Genomic DNA, 19,607 nt, shown 5'->3' with positions numbered 1-19,607 from the left:
AATGATGCGTCGCTTCTAAACCAGTCGATCTGAAACGGGCTCATTGCCGTGCATTTCGTGTCTTCCGTGGTTCCATGTTGAGTATCGAAAAACGCCAATGGAAACAGTCGAATCCAAAGTAAAAGATCAGCTCGACGTATTCGCCCTGCGCGAGCAGTTCCCCGTGCTCGCCCGCGAAGTACACGGCAAGCCGCTGGTCTATTTCGACAACGCCGCCACGGCGCAGCGACCGCTGAAGGTCATCGAGGCGATGGATGACTTCTATCGCCGCTACAACGCCAACGTTCACCGCGGTGTCCACCAGCTTTCCGTCGAGGCCTCCGAGCAGTTCGAAAATGCCCGCGAGTCCGTTCGCCGCCTGCTCAATGCCGACTCCATTCGCGAAGTCATCTTCACCCGCGGCACCACCGAGGCGATCAATCTCGTTGCCCAGGCCTACCTGCGTCCAAGGCTGACGGAAGGCGACGAGATCCTGATCACGCACATGGAGCACCACGCCAATATCGTGCCGTGGCAGCTTTTGTGCGAGCAGACCGGTGCGGTGCTCAAGGTCGCGCCCATCAACCAGCGCGGCGAGCTGCTGGTCGATGAGCTGGCGGCCATGATCAACGAGCGCACAAAGCTCATCGGCTTGGTGCACGTCTCCAACGCCCTGGGCACAATCAACCCGGTCGAGGAAGTCTGCCGCATCGCCAGAAAGCACGACGTGCCCGTGCTTGTCGACGGCGCCCAGGCCACGCCGCACATGGCCGTCGACGTCCAGGCTCTGGGCTGCGATTTCTACTGCGTCTCCGCGCACAAGATGTACGGCCCGACCGGCATCGGCGCGCTGTGGGCGCGCGAGTCGATTCTTGAAGACATGCCGCCATGGCAGGGCGGCGGCGAGATGATCAACCGCGTCAGCTTCGAAGGCACCAGCTACAGTGATCTGCCGCACAAGTTCGAAGCCGGCACGCCCAACATCTCCGGCGCCATCGGCTTCGGAAAGGCCGTGGAGTTCCTCGAAGAGATCGGTTACGAGGGCATCGTCTGGCAGGAAGAGCGCCTGCTCGAGGAGGCCACCAAGAAGATGCAGGCCATCGACGGCCTGACCATCATCGGCACGGCACAACACAAGAGCCCGGTCGTGTCCTTCACCCTGGAAGGCGCCCACCCAAACGACATCGGCACGATTGTCGATCACTACGGCGTGGCCATCCGCACCGGCCACCACTGCGCCATGCCCGTCATGCAGTTCTACGACGTACCCGCAACCGCGCGCGTGTCGTTCGCTCCGTACAACCTGCACAAGGAGATCGACGTCTTCATCGAAGCCCTGGGCAAGGCCCGCGACATGCTCGCCTGAGCGAGCCATCTGATTGCGCGCCAGCGGCGGCTGATAGAATTCTCCGCCATGGCACTCGAGCAGCTCTACCAGCAGGTCATACTCGACCATAACCGCTCCCCGCGGTACCAAGGCCGCCTGCAGGATGCAACCCATAGCGCCCGCGGGCAGGACGCCCTGTGTGGCGACGACATCCTGGTCGAGTTACGCGTGGCCGACGGAACGATCCAGGAAGCTGCCTTCTCGGGCGAAGCCTGCGCCATTACGAAAGCCAGCGCTTCCATGTTGATGGAATGGCTCCCTGGCCGATCGTCGGGCGAGCTCAAAATCGAGTTCAAGCGATTCTGCCAGCTACTTGACGATACCAACCTGCCAGACCGCCCTGATCTGGGCGATATGAATTGCCTGCGAGCCGTCAGCGGGTTTCCCGCCAGGGTACGTAATGCTTTGTTGCCCTGGCGTACTGCAATAAGTGCGCTCGAGGGGGCGGGGAAAGTGGCCCAATCTCCAGCATAAGACCGATTCCCGGGGCAATGGGCGACTTGATCACTAAGCGCTGTTTTTTGAACTAGTTGCAAGTGGGCTCCTATGAGACAGCTCATCCCCCTGGTTCTGGTATTTGGATTTTGGAGTAGCGACGTCTATCCATACCGCTGTATCCTTCCTGACCCATCGTTAGAACGGCAGATAGAGAAAGAGTTAGAGCAGGCATCAGCCGTTTTCATCGGATACCCAGAAAGTATCCGCACAGTGGCGTCTAACTCATCATTTTGGCTATATCCGGATCTCGCAAAGCCTTGAACCGCCAGCATGCTTGATCTGATTGGACTCTGATCCAAAAACCAGGACAGCCATGATTCTAACGGCTGAATAGCCGTCGCCCACGACTTCCCGATGGGTAGACCAGTCGGAAAGGTTGATGGTGGTGAGGTGATTTAGCGATCTGCGCATCGAAAATCCTTGCTGGGGCCGAATTTGCCCGCAGTCGCTCCTGCGGAGGCCCCGGATTGACCGGTTTGTGGCTTCTGGAGGGGCCTACCAGGGAAGTGGTTGTTCTCGCAGCTTCATGAGGGCGAACTCTCCCGAAACGCCCTTCATCCAGCACTGCCCGAGATCGGCGGCTTTGAGCATCAGCGCTTCAGCCGAGCCGATCGCGCGATAGTAGCGGCTTTCTGTGCCTTGGACGCGTCGCATCCATTCATGAGGGTGGCTGGCGACGCTCCAGAGCCCTTCGGGCGGCGATTTTTCGGTTGCGGAGAGTTTGCCGCGCTTGTCTGGACGCGTCTGCAGTCCTGTCCAGCGCACGAGCTCGATGTAGCTTCGTTGCGTCAGGTCGGCGAGCATGTCGCTATCGAGCCCGGCTACGGGCTTGAGGGACTGGTCCTGTGATCCCCGGCCGAGTGCTGTCCCGATGGCCGATCGGGTCGACCCGAGCCGGTGCCGGACGGAGGTGTGCTCGGAGTCGCGAAGCGTCTCGCACATGCCGGCCCGAACCGGATTCAGGTCGACGTAAGCCATGCACGACACAACGGCCTGCTCATCCAGTAGTGCCTGGCACTTGAACCGCCCCTCCCAGAAGCGCCCCGTACAGCCGTCCTCCCGATTGGCCATCCGGGCAATCGGTTCGTTGAGTGCGCGCATGAACCAACTGATCGAGCCGAGCCGCTGGCGGATTACGTCAAGCCGCTCGGCGTTGCCAAGTAGGGCGAGGGTGGCGCGCTCCACGCAGGCCGGGTCGTCGCGATTACTGATCGATCCCGGAAAGACCGCTAACCATCGTTCAGCGACCTCTCGGTCCGACCAACGCCAAGGCGCACGGGGATCGCTGCGCAGAACTACGTGGAAATGGTTCGACATGACGGCATAGGCGTAGACCGAAACAGCGAAGCTTTCGGAGAGCTTGAAAAGGCGGTCCTCGATCCACTGACGTCGGTGCTCGAAGTTCTTGCCGGTGTATTGGTCAGTGCCACAAAGAAAGGCGCGCCGTACGCATCGGCTGACACAATGGAAGAAGCCGGGCTCCTCGTCGCTGACTAACTGACTGCGTGGATAGGTCATGTCTCTATTCTGGCGCCGGGAGAGACGCCCGCCAATCCGGAGACTGTCCCGGTGAGCTGTAGGAGATTTCCTATAGATCATGGGTGTCCTGATTCTGTCTCCTGAGTACGATTGCGGTGTGCTCGGTCGCGAAACGCCTTGGGCTACGGAACCTGGCGCCGTCTCGCGACGGTCGGGTCATGAATAGTCCGGGCTAAGTGAGGTGATGATTAGGGGTATTCCTAATATCGTCGGTATGCAGCGTAAGTCGACTCATCCTGGTGAAATGTTGAGAGAAGATTTCTTGCCGGACTATGGCCTGACTGTTACGGGATTGGCTGAGTCTCTGGGCGTCTCTCGCCAGTCAGTGAATGAATTACTCCGCGAGCGCCGTGCTGTCAGTCCCGAAATGGCGCTTCGGTTTGCTCGTTTGTTTGGCAACTCTCCGGAATTCTGGTTGAATGCGCAGCGATCTGTTGATCTTTGGTCGGCAGTCCGGTCAGTCAGGAAAGAGGTAGATCGGATCAAGCCGCTACATGCTGCATGACCAGGCCATGCACCGGATGCCAAGACCTCTGCTTTGCCCCGGCTTTGCCGCCGGTGGTGGGCATTATGCGCCTTGATAACCGTACCCGAGTCGGAGAAAGGGCTGCGGCCAGGCTGGGGTCAACAGGCGCCAAGCTCTGACAATGACTGCCAACGCACGCTAAACTATCGCAGCATTTTCCCAGCCGATACGGCCTTCTATGATTCACCCCCACCAGCTTTCGTCCGCCTGGCTGTCGAGCGAGACAGATCCGGGTTCCTGGCGCCGTGGTAATCGCTACTTTGCCGAGGGTCGCGCCGTCGTGTTGCAGCATGAGCGGCTTCCCGACGGTGGCATACGCCTGATCGGCAGTTGCCAGGGCACGGCATTCGAGCCGTACCGGCAATTGATCGAGATCGAGCGCCATGGTGGTGACGTGCTGCTGGATGGTGAGTGTTCCTGCCCGGTGGCGTTCAACTGCAAGCACGTGGTTGCTGTGGTCCTGACCTGGCAGGCACGATCGTCCCGCGAGCCGGTCAGCCGTGATGAAATTGCCGGATGGCTCGCAGATAGGCCAGATAGTGTCGATCCCGCGGAGCAATCGCGCGAGGCCTTGCTGTACGTGCTCGACGGCCAGCCGGGCCGCGGCGGCGAGATTGCGATCGATTTCCATATTTCGCGGCTAAAGAAGGATGGAACCTGGGGCAAGGGCCGGAGCGTCAACCCCTCGACGATCAGCAATTCCTGGACGCGGCCCGTCTATTTGCGCCCAGCCGACGAGGAGATTCTGTCGCTGATCCGCGCCAGCGCACCGCAAGCCTGGGCGCGCGAATTTGCAGCGTCGGGGGCGGCCGGTCATCTGGCACTGATGAAAATTGCGGAGTCCGGCCGTGCGTTCTGGGGCCGGCATCGGCGCGGGCCGTTCCGGACCGGCGAGGCGCGCAGGCTCGACGTGGACTGGCGGCGCGAGGGCAAGGGCAAGGACAAGGGCTACAGACTCGAGATGACCGTCGAGCACGGCGGCTTGCTGGCCCCGGTTGAGCCGCCGTGTTACGTCGATCCCGAGGCGCTCGTGATCGGAAGGGTGGAGCTGCCGCAGGGTCTCGACACCCAGACCCTGGACTGGCTCGGGGATGCGCCGGCCATTCCGGCCACCGAAGCGCAGCGCCTCAGCCGCCGACTGGCGCTGGCCATGCCGGCGTTGCCGACACCGGTCGAGGTGCACTACGAAGACATCGACCAGCCGCCATCGGGCTGCCTTCAGGTCGCGTTCGACCCGGCTGACCCCAAGCGGGGAGAGGCTGTGTTGAGCGTAGCCTATGGCGATCTGGTTGTGCCAATGGATCAGCCGGAGACGGTCATCGTGTCGGAATCGAACGACCGCCTGATCCGCGCCCATCGGGACACGGCGGCTGAAAGCCGGTTGCAGGAGACGCTGATCGAAAGCGGGCTGGCGCTCGTGGATACCGAGCGTTTCTGCATGGCCGGCGAGCTCGAGGGAACGGCGCTGCGGGATGCTTGGTTTGACTGGCTGCAACATCGTGCGCCCGAGCTGCGCAACGCCGGCTGGCGCATCGAAATGGCCGACGTCGACGGGTTCAGCTTAAGCGAATCCGACAGCATCGACGCCGCGGTCGAAGCGCAAGGCAACGACTGGTTCAGCCTGCGTTTCGACCTGGCGTTCGACGGCTGGATCATGCCGGTGTTGCCGCTGGTCAATCAGTTGCTGCACAACTACCGCCCCGGCGATCTGCCGGAATCACTCTACCTGGATACGGGTGACGGGCACTATGTGAGCGTGCCGGCAGAGCAGATCGAGCCGGTGCTCGAGACCATTCTCGACCTCTACGACCGGCTCGACGACGATGCGCTGAAACTGGCCCGGCCCGATGCGACGCGGCTTTTGGATCTCGAGGGCATTCCGGTGCGCGGGGCTACCAGCCTGAAGAAGCTGGCGCGCAAGTTGACCGACTTTTCCGGCCTGAAGAAGGTCAATCTGCCGACCACCTTCAAAGGCAAGCTGCGCGAATACCAACAGCACGGCCTCGACTGGTTGCAGTTCCTGCGCGAGCACGAAATGTCCGGCATTCTCGCCGACGACATGGGGCTGGGCAAGACAATCCAGACGCTGGCCCATCTGGCGGTGGAAAAGCGCGCCGGGCGCATGCGCCATCCCAGCCTGATCGTTGCGCCGACCAGCCTGATGGGAAACTGGCAGCGCGAAGCGGCACTGTTCACGCCGGGGCTCGAGGTGGCGGTTTTGCACGGGCCCGGGCGAACCGCCTATTTCGACCGTCTGGGCGAATTCAACCTGGTGCTGACCACCTATCCACTGCTGCCGCGCGACCGCGCGGTCTTGCTCGAACAGCCATGGCACTACCTGATTCTGGACGAAGCCCAGCAGATCAAGAACCCGGCCGCCCAGGCCGCGCAAGTGGCGCGCAAGCTCAATTGCCGGCATCGGCTGTGCCTGACCGGCACGCCGATGGAAAACCATCTGGGCGAGCTGTGGGCGCAGTTCGATTTCCTGATGCCGGGTTTTCTGGGCGACCGCCCAAGCTTCAATCGAACCTACCGCACGCCCATCGAAAAACACAATGACCGCCAGCGCCTCGAGCGCCTCAATCGGCGCATCGCCCCGTTTCTGTTGCGCCGGACCAAAGACCTCGTGGCCGCTGAACTGCCGCCCAAGACCGAGCTGCTGCGCCACGCCAGGCTCGACAGCAAGCAGGCCACGCTGTACGAGAGTATTCGGCTGACGATGGAGAAGAAGGTGCATCAAGCAATCGCCTCCAGGGGTCTGGCCAAAAGCCACATCGTTGTGCTCGATGCGCTGCTGAAACTGCGCCAGGTTTGCTGCGACCCGCGCCTGCTTCCCAAAGGCACTCGCGGCGTTCGGGGCGTGCCGTCGGCCAAATTCAATCTGCTGTTCGAGTTGCTTCCCGAGCTGCTCGAAGAAGGGCGCCGGGTGCTGCTGTTTTCGCAGTTCACGACGATGCTCGGTCTGATCGAACGCGAGCTCGGCAAGCGTGGCCTGACCTACACCAAGCTGACCGGCCAGACGCGCAAGCGGGATGCCGCCATTCAACGCTTTCGCGATGGGGAGGTCAATCTGTTTCTGGTCAGCCTCAAGGCCGGCGGCGTGGGCCTGAATCTGGTCGAGGCTGACACCATCATTCACTACGATCCGTGGTGGAATCCCGCCGTCGAGCACCAGGCCACCGACCGCGCCCACCGGATCGGCCAGGACAAACCCGTGTTCGTCTACAAGCTGGTCGCCGAAGGCACCGTTGAAGAAAAGATCCTGACGTTGCAAGAGCACAAGCAACAATTGGCACAGAGCGTCTACGGCAAAGGCCGTGAACAAGACCAGCCGCCGATTGACGAAGAAACCATCCAGGCGCTATTGGCCGGCGACTGAGTCAACTGCCGGTGCGGGATTTGAATTGCGAATGGCCCGGGGCAGTATCTGGAGTCGTTCGGAAAGCAGGACTTGCTGGAAGTGCTCAGAAGCGAATCATGACGCGACTCGCGCGGGAAGAGAACGGCAGGCCTTCGAGTCGCTCGACCCGAGTGCGCTGCGACAGCCCGAACTCGCCGAATCGCAGCGGCTCGTGCTGTCGACCCCGCGTGCCACGCTGGAGTACATTCGATTCGCCCAGTGAAGTCAGCCGCTTTTTCCGCGGCCGGCGCAAGATTGGCTTCCGGGGCGAGAGCCGGCTTCTCAAGATAAAAAAGCCCCGCAACCAGTCGTTGCGGGGCAGTTCGCTTTGTTGTTGTGCGCAGGGTGTGGCCCCGCGGGTACATCACTTGTTCTTCTTGCTCAGGTTTGCTCGGGCTGTGGCGTGCCGCCTTGGGGCGGTTCGTCGCCCGCCTCGGGCCGGGTGCCTTTTTCGCGGTCCCAGTCGAGCGCCTTGTCCTTGATCTGTCCGAACTTCTTGGTGACCTTGCTCAGGCGCGCGTCCCATTCGGGGTTGGGCTGTTGGCCTTCGGTGACCTTGAAGTAGACCTGCATCAGGGCGGTCATGCCGATCGGCTCGATGACCGCCTGCTTGATGCCCCAGGCGAAGACCAGGGCGATGACGAGGGTCAGAATGCCGGCGGTACCGGGGAACAGCGAGACCAGGCCGGCGACCGGCAGCAGCACGATCAGGAACACGATGAAGGTCAGGGCCCAGATGAACAGCGCCAGCCAGAACGCGTTCTTCAAAAAGGTCTTGTAGTTCTGCGCGTAGAGAATCAGCGCCGTCTGGCTCGAGCGCCACGGGTTGTCGGCGCGGGTGCGCATGTTGTGGGCAAGAATCACTTCGTCGAGGTAGGTCAGCGACAGGTTGATGATGGTGTTGACGAACTTCACCAGGCCCTGCACGCCGGGGATCGGCAAAAACGAAGTGATGGTGAAAAACGCCCGATTGAAGGCCTTGAGCACGGCCTTGATGAGCTGATCGATGCCGAACAGTACTGATGATTCCGCGAAGCGCTCGCGCACGATGCTCTGGGCGTAGTCGATCTGACCCTTGCCGCCGGGCAGCTCCTTGCCTTCGAGCAGCTCGACCAGCACGGCGATGTGGCCGGCCTTGACCAGGTAGAGCAGATACTCGCGCAGGAAGTAGATGATCGTTGCGGTGATGCCGAAACCGACGAGACCGCCCCAGACGCTGAACGCGCCGGGATTGTCGCCGATATGGCCAATAAAATATCCGACCCCCGCGCCCACGCCGGTGACCAGTACGTAGGCCAGCGTGATCCCGAAGTAAATCAGGAAGCGAAACACCAGAAACGGCAGTGTCCTGGCCATCAGGCCCAGCACTTCGCCGATCTTGAAATCCATCATTGCAGAATCCCTCTTTCAGCCGGGTTGGTTTCTGCCTGATAGTACGGGAAAACGACGGAAATTGTGCCAGGCGGTCGAATGGATCTGCTGGCGGGATGGGTTGTGCGGCCCCGGCTCGCCACGTTGCGGTGGCCGGGGCCGCAGAGGGCAGGCTTACAGATGGCGCAGGTCGACGAAATCACCTGACTCGTGGTTTTCCTTCAGCTGGTCCAGCAGGTCGAGGATGTGATCGGCCGCTTCTCTGGGCTTGGGCATGTTGTCGGTGCCGCGCGCCTCTCTGAGTTTCTGTACCGAGGGGAATTCCTCGCTGTCGACCTCGCCACAGAGGTAGTCCTGCATGCCGGTGTCGACCAGTCCGGGTGCCAGACTGATCAGATGCGTGTCGGGCATCTCGGCGGCGTAGAGCTTGATCAGGTTGTTGAGCGCGGCCTTGGAAATCGAGTAGCCACCCCAGCCGTAGTTCATGTTGACGGCGGCACCGGAGGAAACCGCGACGATCTGATCGATGGGTATCTGGCGCTCGATGAGCCAGTCGAGAATCACCTTGTTGGCCCACACGTTGACGCGCATGATGTGCTCGAGGTCGTGCACGTCGGTAAGCGTGATTTCCTGAATACGACCCAGCATGCCGGCGTTGAGAATCACCAGGTCCAGCCTGAGGCAGTCGGAGAGCAGGCGCTCGAGGCCTTCTTCGAGGTTATTGAGGTTGCTGATGTCCTGCTTGCGGTCGCGGATGCCGTCCTCCTGGTGCTCGGCCAGCGGGCAGCCCTGCCGGCTCATGCCCCAGACAATGGCGTCGCGCTCGAGCAGCGCCTCGCTCAGACCCAGGCCGAGGCCGCCGCTGTTGCCCGTAATGAACACATTCATTGTCTTTTATTTCCTCCCGATAGTGGTTTCGAACAGGTTCAGGATACGCCAGTATTCATCGCGCCAGCTGTCGGCCCGGGTGAATCCGTGGCCTTCCATCGGATAGGAGGCCATTTCCCAGTGGTTTTTTTCCAGCTCGATCAGGCGCTGCGCCAGGCGCACGGCATCCTGGTAGAAAACGTTGGAGTCGAGCATGCCATGGGCGATCAGCAGGTGGCCTTGCAGGCCCTCGGCGAACTCGATCGGTGAGCTGCGCGCATAGGCTTCCGGATCGATCTCCGGGGTGTTGAGAATGTTGGAAGTGTAGAAGTGGTTGTAGTGTGCCCAGTCGGTCACCGGTCGCAGCGCTGCGCCGGCCTGGAATCTTTCGGGTGCATTGAACATGGCCATGAATGCCATGAATCCGCCGTAGGAGCCACCGTAGACGCCGACGCGCTCGGGGTCGGCATTGTGGTTGTCGATCAGCCAGTCAACGCCGTCGATCAGGTCTTCGAGTTCGGGTGTGCCCATCTGGCGATAGATGGCGGTTCGCCAGTCGCGGCCGTAGCCGGCGCTGGCGCGGTAGTCCATGTCGAGCACGTGGTAGCCGCGCTCGGTGAGCAGGTTGTGGAACATCTGCTCGCGGAAGTAGTTGGGATAACGCTGCCAGGTGTTCTGCAGATAGCCGGCGCCGTGAACGAACATCACCACCGGATGCTTGTCGCCGCCGTGGGGCGGGTCGTTGCGCGCCGGGTAGAACTTGGACCAGACGGGCCGGTCGACATGGCTCGAGGGCACGGCAACGAGTTCGGGCTGCTGCCATTCGACGGCTTTGTAGTCGTCACTGCGCGTATCGGTCAGTGATTCGAGCTTGCCGGAGTCGAGATCGACGACAGCTGCCTGCGGCGGCAGATAGGATGCGGAATGGCGCACCAGTACACGCTTGTTGTCTCCCGGCCGCACGGTGAAGGACTCGATACCGCGCTGCTCGGTGACGCGTTCCAGTTCGTCGTCGGCAAGGTTGAGGCGGTAGAGGTCGTATTCGGTGGGGTGTGATCGGTTCGAGAGCAGCAACACGTTCTCGCCGCCGGCGATGATGACCGGACTCAGGACTTCGAACTTGCCGCGGGTGCGCTGTCTTGCCGAGCCGCTGCGAGCACCGATGGTGTAGAAGTGGCTGAAACCGGACTCTTCCGACAGCAGCCAGAGCTCTTCGGAATCGGGCATCCAGCCGAACTCATTGAAAGTCCAGTTGATCCAGGCCTCGTCGCTGAGGCGGTGGCGGTGGTGCAGCGATGGCTCGTCGGCGGCGGCGTCAATCACCGCCAGCCAGCGGTCCTTGTTGTCGATAGCGCGCAGCTGGACGGCAGCCAGCCGGCCTTCGGCGTGCCATTCGATGCCGCTGATGCTCACGTCTCGCAGCTCGTCTTCGCCCAGAGGCTCGATGTCTTGCGCTTTCTTCAGTTCGGCCAGCGGGTCCTGATCGATCCCCGGCAGGCTCTCGAAGCTGAGCTCGTGCTTCTTCCGTGTCTTGAGGTCGAGCAGCCAGAGCTTGCTCGGTGCCGGTGCATTGCGACCCACCCGGGTGCGCACATCTTCGACATCGATATAGCCCGACTGGGTGACGTAGTGCGGCATCTGGCCGGTCTGGCCGTTGTTGTGGGCAGCCGGCTCAACGGCCAGCAGCAGCCAGCGTCCGTTGGGCGAAAGCGCTGAGGCACCCGGTTGCATGCTCTCACCCAGGTACCAGGGCGCGACCGATCGGCTGGGGTCCTCGCTGGCCGCCTGCTCGGTTTCGTCGCGCGCTTCCTGCCTGGTGTCCAGCTGGTCACGCAGGCTCTGAAACAGGCGAAGCTGCATCTGCGCGAGCTCATCCTCGGGCTCGGTGTCGGGCTCGTCTTCAAAGCGCAGGTCGGCTGCCGGCCAGCCCAGACGCCGGTTCAGGTCGTAAGTCCACCATTGGTTGCCGCGCCGGAAAACGATGCGCTGGCCGTCGGCGTCGAAGGCAGGCTGGGCATCGGCCTCGGTGCTGCGGGTCAGCTGCAGCAGTTCGGCTGTTCTGGGCAGGCGCGCAAACAGGTTGCCGTTGCGTACGAAAACCACGCGGCCGGTCGCGCGATGGAAAACCGGGTTGGCGCCGTCCATTCGCGCCTGTGCGGCGTGGTCGAGGATGCGGTCCTCGCCGCTGGCAAGGTCAATCCTGTGGATGTCGTGCAGTTCGCTGTCGGCGCGCGCAACGCGATAGTGAATCGCCTGGCCGTCGAGCTGCCACCAGGCTTGTTCGACCGCCGGGCCAATCCACTGCGGGTCGGCCATGATCTGCTTCAGTGCGGGCGTCTGGGCCAGTGCGGAACCGGCCAAAAGCAGCAGAGCTGCCGGAATCAGTCGTTTCATTCTATTCACAGGGTCTGTTGGATCCAGCTTTCGGATTCTACACGCAAGAATTGATGCGCCGCGCTGCGGCCGTTTGGCTTGCAGGTACAATCCGCACTGAAGATGTAAGACGCATCAACGAACGGAGAGCGTGGATGGAAGAGGCGGCGGGGGTTTTTCAGCCGGTGCTGGGCTTTTTTGCGGCCTACCCTTATCTCATGCTGTTTGTCGGCCTGCTGCTGGTTGGCGAGGCAGTTCTTCTGCCGGCGCTGTACCTGGCCGGCACTGAAAGACTGGAGTGGCTGACGGTGCTGGCAGTGGCCGTGGCCGCCACGATGCTGTCGGATTTTGTCTGGTACATGCTCGGCCGCTGGTACCCCGAGTTTGCCCGCGAGCGAGTCCGGCGACGCCAGTCTCGCCGTTTGTTCCTGCGTCTCGAAGCGCTGTTCGTTCAGAACGGCGGTTGGTTGCTCTATCTTTCCAAGTTCGTCTACGGCACGCGGATCGCGGCACAGGTGCTCTCCGGAGTTTTCCGGATGCCGCCGGCACGCTGGCTGGTGATCAACCTGGCCGCGGTGGCCAGCATCACCCTGCTGCTGGCCGGGCTGGCTTTCGGCGTGGTCGATTCGGCCCAGCGCCTCGAAGATCTGATCGTCCATGTCGAACTGGCCTTTCTCGTTTTCGTGCTGCTGGCCGCGGCGGCGTATCTGATTGTGGGTGTGCTGGTGAGGAAGCAATGGTTTCGGTCGTGATGGCAGCCTACAACGAGGCGGCGACCGTGGGTTGCGTGGTTGCGGCTGTGGTCAGTCATCCGCAGCTCTGCGAGGTGATTGTCGTTGACGACGGCTCCAGCGATGCGACCGCCCGGCGCGCCCGGGCCGCGGGTGCCAGCGTGATCGAGCTGCCGGCCAACGGCGGCAAGGCGGCTGCGCTCGAGGCGGGAGTGGCGCGCGCGCGCAGCGAGATTCTGCTGTTTCTCGACGCCGACGTGACCGGCCTGACTCACGCCGACATTTCGCGGCTCATTGCGCCGGTGGCCGCCGGAAAGGTGGACATGCACGTCGGTCTGCGTGCTCGGCGAACGCTGTGGCTCAACCGGCTGTTGCACGTCTTTCCGATCATCGGCGGTGAGCGTGCCGTCCAGCGGCGGATCTGGCAGCTGGTGCCGGCGCGGCACAAGCGCGGTTTTCGCATCGAGGTGGCGCTGAACTACACCGCCAAGCGCTTCGGGCGGGGCATGAGTTTCGAACTGATCAGCGGGCTTCGGCACCGCACCAAGGAACACAAGTTCGGCTGGTGGCGCGGGCTGCTGCGGCGCCTGCACATGGTCGGGCAGGTCACGGCCGTCGCCTTTTCGCTCTACATCGTGGCCGCACTTCGTGATACGCTTGCGCGCCCTCGAGGTCGTCAGGCGGACGATCGTCAGACGGAAGATCGAGGAGGCTGACATTTTTCAAGGCTTTTTTCGGGGATCGGGCTTGCATTTGAATGCACTCGATTCTATAATGATCAACTTCGATTGCGGGGTGGAGCAGTCTGGCAGCTCGTCGGGCTCATAACCCGAAGGTCGCAGGTTCGAATCCTGCCCCCGCTACCAGGTTTTCAGATGAAGAAAAAAGCCCCTGGTCCAAGGGGCTTTTTTTGTTGGAGAAGCCGACGTGGCAGTGAGCGACAAGCTGGAAGCTATGCTGGCGCCGCTGGTCGCCGACCTCGGCTACGAGTTCGTCGGCATCGAGTACCAGTCCAACCCCAAGAATCGGTTGATCCGGCTGTATATCGATCGACCGGAAATCGGTGTCGGCATCGACGACTGCGAGCACGTCAGCCGAGAGGTTTCGGCCCTGCTTGACGTTGAAGACCCGCTCAGCGGCCAGTACACGCTGGAAGTGTCTTCGCCCGGTATCGAACGACCGCTGTTTACCGGCGCCCAGTTCGCCCGCTTTACCGGCCAGATGGCAAAAGTGAGGTTGGCTGCACCCGTTGAGGGGCGGCGCAGATTCAAGGGCGTGATCGTCAGCGCCGACGACGACCAGGTGACGCTGGAAGTCGACGGCGAACGGCATACGCTCACCGTTGCCGACATTCAGCGCGCCAGCCTGGCGCCTGATGTCGACGCACTGCTGGCCGCGAAGCGGCAATAGGAACGAATTCGTAGTGAATTTTGCGGAACTTGGCAATGATGGATAAGGGCAAGGAAATCCTGCAGGTGGTCGAGGCCGTCTCCAACGAGAAGGGTCTGTCACACGAGACGATCTTCGAGGCCATCGAGGCCGCGCTGGCGTCAGCCGCGCGCCGTCGTCACCCCGAAGATATCGAAGTGCGCGTCGCCATCGATCGCCGCACCGGCGGCTACGAGGCATTTCGCCGCTGGGAAGTGATTTCCGATGACGAGGAAGAGGCAGAGCTGGAGTCCGAGGATCGTCAGATCCGTCTGACCGAGGCGCGCGAATACGATGCCGATCTGGATGTGGGCGACGCGATTGAAGAGCCGATGGAGCCGCCGGAATTCGGGCGCATTGCCGCGCAGGCCGCCAAGCAGGTGATCGTCCAGCGCGTGCGCCAGGCCGAGCGCGCCCAGGTGGTCGAGGCCTTCGAAGAGCGCGTGGGCGAACTCATCAGCGGTCAGATCAAGCGCATGGAAAAGGGCGGCATCATGCTCGATCTGGGAGAGAATGCCGAAGCTTTCATTCCGTCGCGCCACACCATTCCCGGAGAGACGGCCCGCATCAATGATCGCGTGCGTGGCTATTTGTACGAGGTGCGTTCGGAAGTGCGCGGGCCGCAGCTTTTTGTCAGCCGCACGATGAACGAGTTCCTGATCGAGCTGTTCAAGCTCGAAGTGCCCGAGATTGGCCAGGAGTTGCTCGAGCTCAAGGGCGCCGCCCGCGACGCCGGCCGCCGCGCCAAGATCGCCGTGCATGCCCTCGATGACCGCACCGACCCGATCGGTGCCTGTGTGGGCATGCGTGGCTCGCGCGTTCAGGCGGTATCCAATGAACTCGCCGGCGAGCGTATCGACATCATCCTGTGGGATGAAAACCCCGCCCAGTTCGTGATCAATGCGATGGCGCCGGCGGAAGTGCATTCGATCGTGGTTCACGAAGACACCCACAGCATGGATATTGCCGTCGAGGAAGACAGCCTGTCACAGGCGATCGGCCGCGGCGGACAGAACGTCCGGCTTGCTTCCGAGCTGACCGGCTGGGACCTGAACGTGATGACGGTCGAGGAAGCCGAGCACAAGAGCGAGACGGAAGCACGCACCATTCTCGAGATGTTCAAGACCAAACTGGATGTCGACGAGGAGGTGGCAAGCATTCTGGTGCAGGAAGGCTTCACCAATATCGATGAAGTGGCCTATGTGCCGGAAAGCGAGCTGCTTGCAATCGAGGAGTTCGACGAGAACGTCGTCTCTGAACTGCGCCAGCGCGCGCGCGATGCCCTGTTGACGCAGATGATCGCCTCCGAGGAACAGCTCGAAGAGCACAAGCCGGAGCAGGATCTGCTTGATCTGGAAGGCATGACCGACACCATTGCCTACCGGCTGGCGGAAAAGGGCATCCGGACGCGTGACGATCTGGCCGAGTGCTCGGTCGACGAGCTCGACGGGATCGAGAGTCTGGAGCCCGAGCTCGCCGCCGATCTGATCATGAAGGCACGCGCGCACTGGTTTGCCGAGGAATAAAAGAGGTTCGAGGAATACACATGTCTCAGGTCACTGTTTCGCAGCTTGCTGATGTATTGGGCGTTGATGTCAAACGCCTGATCACTCAGCTCAATGAGGCCGGCATCGAGGTCAAGGACGCCGAGGCCGAGGTGACCAATGAAGACAAGATCAAGTTGCTGACCCACCTGCGCTCGAGCCACGGCAAGAGCGAAGGTGATGATGCCACCCAGCCGACCCGGGTCACGCTGACGCGCAAGAGCGTGAGTGAGCTCAAGGTGCCTACCGGCGGCGCGGGTCGAACCCGGTCGCGCGGTGCGGCACCGTCAAGGACGGTCAACGTGGAAGTGCGCAAGCGCCGCACGTACGTCAAGCGTGGCGACATCTCCGAGCAGGAGCAGGGCGACCCCGAGCGCGAGGCCGCGGCCAAGGCGCTGGAAGAAGCCCGGCGCCAGCGGGAAGAAGCCGAGCAGGCTGAACGCGAAGAAGCCGAGCGTCGCCAGCGCGAGGCCGCGGAACAGGCGCGGCTCGACGAGGAGGAGCGCAAGAAGCGCGAGGCCGAGGAAGAAGAGCGGCTCAAGGAGGAGGCGCGTCAGCGCGCCGAAGCCGAAGCGCTCAAGAAAGTCGAGGAAAAAGTGGCGCGCCAGGCCAGACAGAAGGAGGCCGAGCGCCAGGCAGCCAAGGGCAAGGGCGATGCGCCCACGCGCTACGGCCGTGAAGAGCTGCGCATTGCGCCCAAGTCCAAGCGCCGCAAGCCCAAGCGCAAGGGCGGCGCTCGCGCCGCACGTGTTGCCAGCACGGTCAGTGGTGAACACGGTTTCCAGAAGCCGACCGCTCCGGTCAAGCGCGAGATCGAAGTGCCCGAGACGATCACCGTCGGCGAGCTCGCCAAGTTGATGGCGGTCAAGGCTGGCGAGCTGATCAAGGTGCTGATGAACATGGGCACGATGGTCACGATCAACCAGCCGCTTGATCAGGACACCGCGATTCTGGTGGTCGAGGAAATGGGGCATACGGCCAAGGCAGCCGAGGAACAGGATATCGAACAGCAGCTGGTGGCCGAGGAAGACGAAGTCGTCGATGACGCTGATCGGGTTTCGCGGCCCCCGGTGGTCACCGTGATGGGCCATGTGGACCACGGCAAGACCTCACTGCTTGACTACATTCGTCGTGCCAAGGTGGCCTCCGGAGAAGAGGGCGGCATTACTCAGCATATCGGCGCCTATCACGTTGAAACCGATGACGGCGTCGTCACCTTTCTGGATACGCCGGGTCACGCCGCGTTCACGGCCATGCGGGCGCGTGGTGCGCAGGCAACCGACATCGTCATTCTGGTGGTGGCCGCTGACGACGGCGTCATGCCACAGACCAAGGAGGCCATTCAACACGCCCGCGCTGCCGGCGTGCCGCTGATCGTCGCCGTCAACAAGATGGACAAGCCCGAGGCCGATCCCGATCGCGTCAAGTCCGAGCTGGCCGCCGAAGAAGTCGTTCCGGAAGACTGGGGTGGCGAAGAGATCTTCGTGCCGCTGTCGGCCATCACCGGCGACGGTATCGACAACCTGCTCGATGCAGTTCTGTTGCAGGCCGAGGTGCTGGAGCTCAAGGCCAATCCCGAGCGGCGCTGCCGGGGCGTGGTGGTGGAGTCTTCACTGGATCGCGGCCGCGGGCCGGTGGCCACCATCCTGGTACAGGACGGTACGCTCAGGCGTGGTGACACCATTCTGGCCGGAGAGGAATTCGGCCGCGTGCGGGCTATGTTCAACGAGGCCGGACAGCCCATCGACGAGGCCGGGCCCTCGATTCCAGCCGAGGTGCTGGGTCTTTCGGGCGTCCCCGACGCTGGCGATGATGTGCTCACCGTGGCCGACGAGAAGAAGGCGCGCGAGGCCGCTGACCAGCGCAAGCAGTCCGCCCGCGAAGGGCGGCTGGCCGAGAAACAGGCCGCCAAGCTGCAGAGCCTGTTCGATCAGATGGGTGAAAGTCCTGAAGAGCAGCAGGATGTCAATCTTGTGATCAAGGCCGATGTGCAGGGCTCGGTGGAGGCGCTACGTGACGCGCTGACGCGCCTGTCCAACCAGGAAGTCCGGGTCAACGTGATCGCCTCCGGCGTTGGCGGCATTACCGAATCCGATGCCAGCCTGGCCCAGGCTTCGAGCGCGATCATCATCGGTTTCAACGTGCGCGCAGATGCGGCCGCACGCAAGATCATCCAGGAAGCCGACCTGGACCTGAACTATTACAGCGTCATCTATGACGCGATCGACGATATCAAGAAGGCCATTTCCGGCCTGCTGGGTACCGATACCAAGGAGCAGATCATCGGCCTGGCCGAGGTCAAGGACGTGTTCCGCTCGTCCAAGCTGGGCGCAATTGCAGGCTGTCTGGTCGTCGAAGGCGTGGTCAAGCGAGCCAACCCGATCCGTGTGCTGCGCGACAACGTGGTCATTTTCGAAGGCGAGCTCGAGTCGCTGCGCCGTTTCAAGGACGACGTTGCTGAAGTTCAGGCCGGCACCGAGTGCGGTATTGGCGTCAAGCAGTACAACGACGTCAAGCCGGGCGACCAGATCGAGTGCTTCGAGCGTATTGAAGTACAGCGCACCCTGGACTGAGGCGGGCGCGGCGATGAATACGGCACCCCGCTCGGAACGCGTCGCCGGACTGCTGCGGCGCGAGCTCGCCGACTTGCTGCACAGCGAGTTCGAGTACGATATCCCGAGCGGGCTGATCAGCGTCACCGACGTCGAGGTCTCGCGCGATATCTCGCACGCGAAGATCTTCGTTGCTGTCCTCGAGGTCGAGCAGGCTCCGGAGATCGTGGAGTTTCTCAACGAGCACGTCGGCCAGGTTCGCCACCAGCTGGGCAAGCGCGTTCACCTGCGCCACACGCCCACGCTGAAGTTCATGCACGATACCTCGTCGGAAACCGGTGACCGCATCGAGCAGCTTCTGGCGTCGGCGAGGAAAAGATCCTGAAGTTCAATCGACTGACGGGAGCCGCCCGGCGCACGTCCTGAATACGTCTGTCTTCGAGGTTCTCATGCCTTCTTCGCGCCCTTCGCGTTGAGTGAGTTCAATGGTGATTCAGCAACAAACGATGAGCGCAAACGGGATTCTGCTCCTCGACAAGCCGACCGGCATGACCTCCAACGCCGCGCTGGGGCGGGCCAAGCGGATCATCGGCATCAAGAAGGCCGGCCACACCGGCACGCTCGATCCGATGGCCTCGGGGTTGCTGACGCTGTGTTTCGGTCAGGCCACCAAGGTGGCCGCCTTTCTGCTCGAAGCCGACAAGACTTATGAAGCCGATGTGCGCCTGGGCTTGACGACCGACAGCGAGGATGCCACGGGCGAAGTGCTCGAACGGCGGCCGGTACCGGTGCTGGACGATGTGCGCCTCGACGCCGTGCTGCAGCAATTCCGCGGCCCCATCGAACAGATTCCACCGATGCACTCGGCGCTCAAGCACAAGGGGCGGCGGCTCTACGAGCTGGCCCGCCGGGGCGAGAGCGTGGAACGACCGCCGCGCGCTGTCGTCATCCATGCGCTCGAGCTGCTCGGTCGAGACGAAGACACCCTGCGCCTGAGGGTGCACTGCACGAAAGGCACTTACATCCGATCGCTGGCGCGAGATATCGGCCAGGCACTGGGTTGCGGCGCTCACCTTTCGGGCCTGCGCCGGACAGCTAGCGCGCCGTTCAGCGTCGATGATGCCGTCGCGCTCGAAGCGCTCGAGTCACTGGCCCGCGCCGAGGCGCATGCGCTGATGCTGCCCCCAGATCAGGCGCTGGCGCACTTGCCCGCGGTCGAGCTCGATGACCAGCAGGCGCGCCGCATTGCCCAGGGCCAGCGTCTGGCCCAGCTGCGCCCGGCACACGCAGGGCAGGTCCGAATCTATGGGCCGAGCGCCTTTGTTGGTATCGGCGAGATGGACGGACAGGGCCGGCTCAAGCCGGTGCGGCTGTTTACCGGCGGCTGAGCCTGCCCCGGGCGAGTTTCAGGT

At 62.5% G+C, this 19,607-nt stretch carries 16 protein-coding genes and 1 tRNA gene; 12 read left to right on the top strand and 5 right to left on the bottom strand.

The genetic code is table 11. From position 1 onward, the window contains the following. Positions 1-97: 97 nt before the first annotated feature. On the top strand, positions 98-1,345 hold the full coding sequence (locus ACEWQZ_RS01555; protein WP_476481312.1) for an aminotransferase class V-fold PLP-dependent enzyme: 1,248 nt from the start codon (positions 98-100) through the stop codon (positions 1,343-1,345). A 48-nt stretch (positions 1,346-1,393) separates the two neighbouring features. Then, entirely contained in the window at positions 1,394-1,840 is a 447-nt protein-coding gene (gene sufU / locus ACEWQZ_RS01550) for a Fe-S cluster assembly sulfur transfer protein SufU (RefSeq protein ID WP_476481311.1), read from the top strand. 519 nt (positions 1,841-2,359) lie between these two features. Here sufU and ACEWQZ_RS01545 read toward each other — a convergent pair. Continuing rightward, positions 2,360-3,382, bottom strand: coding sequence for a transposase (locus ACEWQZ_RS01545; RefSeq protein WP_476481310.1), 1,023 nt, complete (start codon positions 3,380-3,382; stop codon positions 2,360-2,362). Positions 3,383-3,587: 205 nt separating this feature from the next. On the opposite strand from ACEWQZ_RS01545, the gene ACEWQZ_RS01540 reads away from it, so the two are divergent. Together ACEWQZ_RS01540 and ACEWQZ_RS01535 are read left to right on the top strand one after the other, a co-directional pair. Beyond that, a complete protein-coding gene (locus ACEWQZ_RS01540) occupies positions 3,588-3,908 on the top strand; it encodes a HigA family addiction module antitoxin (RefSeq protein ID WP_476481309.1) in 321 nt (106 codons plus the stop codon). A 199-nt stretch (positions 3,909-4,107) separates the two neighbouring features. Further along, on the top strand, positions 4,108-7,308 hold the full coding sequence (locus ACEWQZ_RS01535; protein ID WP_476481308.1) for a DEAD/DEAH box helicase: 3,201 nt from the start codon (positions 4,108-4,110) through the stop codon (positions 7,306-7,308). A gap of 85 nt (positions 7,309-7,393) precedes the next feature. On the opposite strand, the gene ACEWQZ_RS01530 is transcribed toward ACEWQZ_RS01535, so the two are convergent. From ACEWQZ_RS01530 to ACEWQZ_RS01515, 4 genes are all read right to left on the bottom strand, one after another. Further along, positions 7,394-7,582: a hypothetical protein gene (locus ACEWQZ_RS01530; RefSeq protein ID WP_476481307.1), complete on the bottom strand. Its 189-nt coding sequence runs from the start codon at positions 7,580-7,582 to the stop codon at positions 7,394-7,396. A 128-nt stretch (positions 7,583-7,710) separates the two neighbouring features. Beyond that, entirely contained in the window at positions 7,711-8,721 is a 1,011-nt protein-coding gene (locus ACEWQZ_RS01525) for a hypothetical protein (RefSeq protein WP_476481306.1), read from the bottom strand. Positions 8,722-8,874: 153 nt separating this feature from the next. Beyond that, on the bottom strand, positions 8,875-9,588 hold the full coding sequence (locus ACEWQZ_RS01520) for an SDR family NAD(P)-dependent oxidoreductase (protein ID WP_476481305.1): 714 nt from the start codon (positions 9,586-9,588) through the stop codon (positions 8,875-8,877). Between the two features lie 6 nt (positions 9,589-9,594). After that, positions 9,595-11,961, bottom strand: coding sequence for a S9 family peptidase (locus tag ACEWQZ_RS01515; protein ID WP_476481304.1), 2,367 nt, complete (start codon positions 11,959-11,961; stop codon positions 9,595-9,597). Positions 11,962-12,095: 134 nt separating this feature from the next. On the opposite strand from ACEWQZ_RS01515, the gene ACEWQZ_RS01510 reads away from it, so the two are divergent. From ACEWQZ_RS01510 to truB, 8 genes are all read left to right on the top strand, one after another. Beyond that, on the top strand, positions 12,096-12,692 hold the full coding sequence (locus ACEWQZ_RS01510; protein WP_476481303.1) for a DedA family protein: 597 nt from the start codon (positions 12,096-12,098) through the stop codon (positions 12,690-12,692). After that, positions 12,692-13,387, top strand: coding sequence for a glycosyltransferase family 2 protein (locus ACEWQZ_RS01505; RefSeq protein ID WP_476481302.1), 696 nt, complete (start codon positions 12,692-12,694; stop codon positions 13,385-13,387). The genes ACEWQZ_RS01510 and ACEWQZ_RS01505 overlap by 1 nt, the downstream gene beginning before the upstream one ends. A 73-nt stretch (positions 13,388-13,460) precedes the next feature. Continuing rightward, positions 13,461-13,537: transfer RNA gene (locus tag ACEWQZ_RS01500), tRNA-Met, on the top strand. A 61-nt stretch (positions 13,538-13,598) separates the two neighbouring features. Beyond that, positions 13,599-14,081 carry a ribosome maturation factor RimP gene (gene rimP / locus ACEWQZ_RS01495; RefSeq protein WP_476481301.1) on the top strand — a complete coding sequence of 161 codons (483 nt, stop codon included), beginning with the start codon at positions 13,599-13,601 and terminating at the stop codon, positions 14,079-14,081. A gap of 35 nt (positions 14,082-14,116) precedes the next feature. Then, complete coding sequence (gene nusA, locus ACEWQZ_RS01490; RefSeq protein ID WP_476481300.1) at positions 14,117-15,625, top strand: transcription termination factor NusA; 1,509 nt, start codon at positions 14,117-14,119, stop codon at positions 15,623-15,625. 20 nt (positions 15,626-15,645) lie between these two features. Next, positions 15,646-18,216, top strand: a complete 2,571-nt coding sequence (gene infB, locus ACEWQZ_RS01485) for a translation initiation factor IF-2 (protein ID WP_476481299.1) — start codon at positions 15,646-15,648, stop codon at positions 18,214-18,216. Between the two features lie 13 nt (positions 18,217-18,229). Continuing rightward, a complete protein-coding gene (rbfA, locus tag ACEWQZ_RS01480) occupies positions 18,230-18,580 on the top strand; it encodes a 30S ribosome-binding factor RbfA (RefSeq protein ID WP_476481298.1) in 351 nt (116 codons plus the stop codon). A 121-nt stretch (positions 18,581-18,701) separates the two neighbouring features. Continuing rightward, a complete protein-coding gene (gene truB, locus ACEWQZ_RS01475; protein WP_476481297.1) occupies positions 18,702-19,583 on the top strand; it encodes a tRNA pseudouridine(55) synthase TruB in 882 nt (293 codons plus the stop codon). Positions 19,584-19,607 lie beyond the last annotated feature (24 nt).

It is taken from the genome of Wenzhouxiangella sp. YN1 (genome assembly GCF_056324145.1).
The sequence above is the reverse complement of the archived record's forward strand: the minus strand, read 5'-3'. Positions and strand labels throughout refer to the sequence as shown.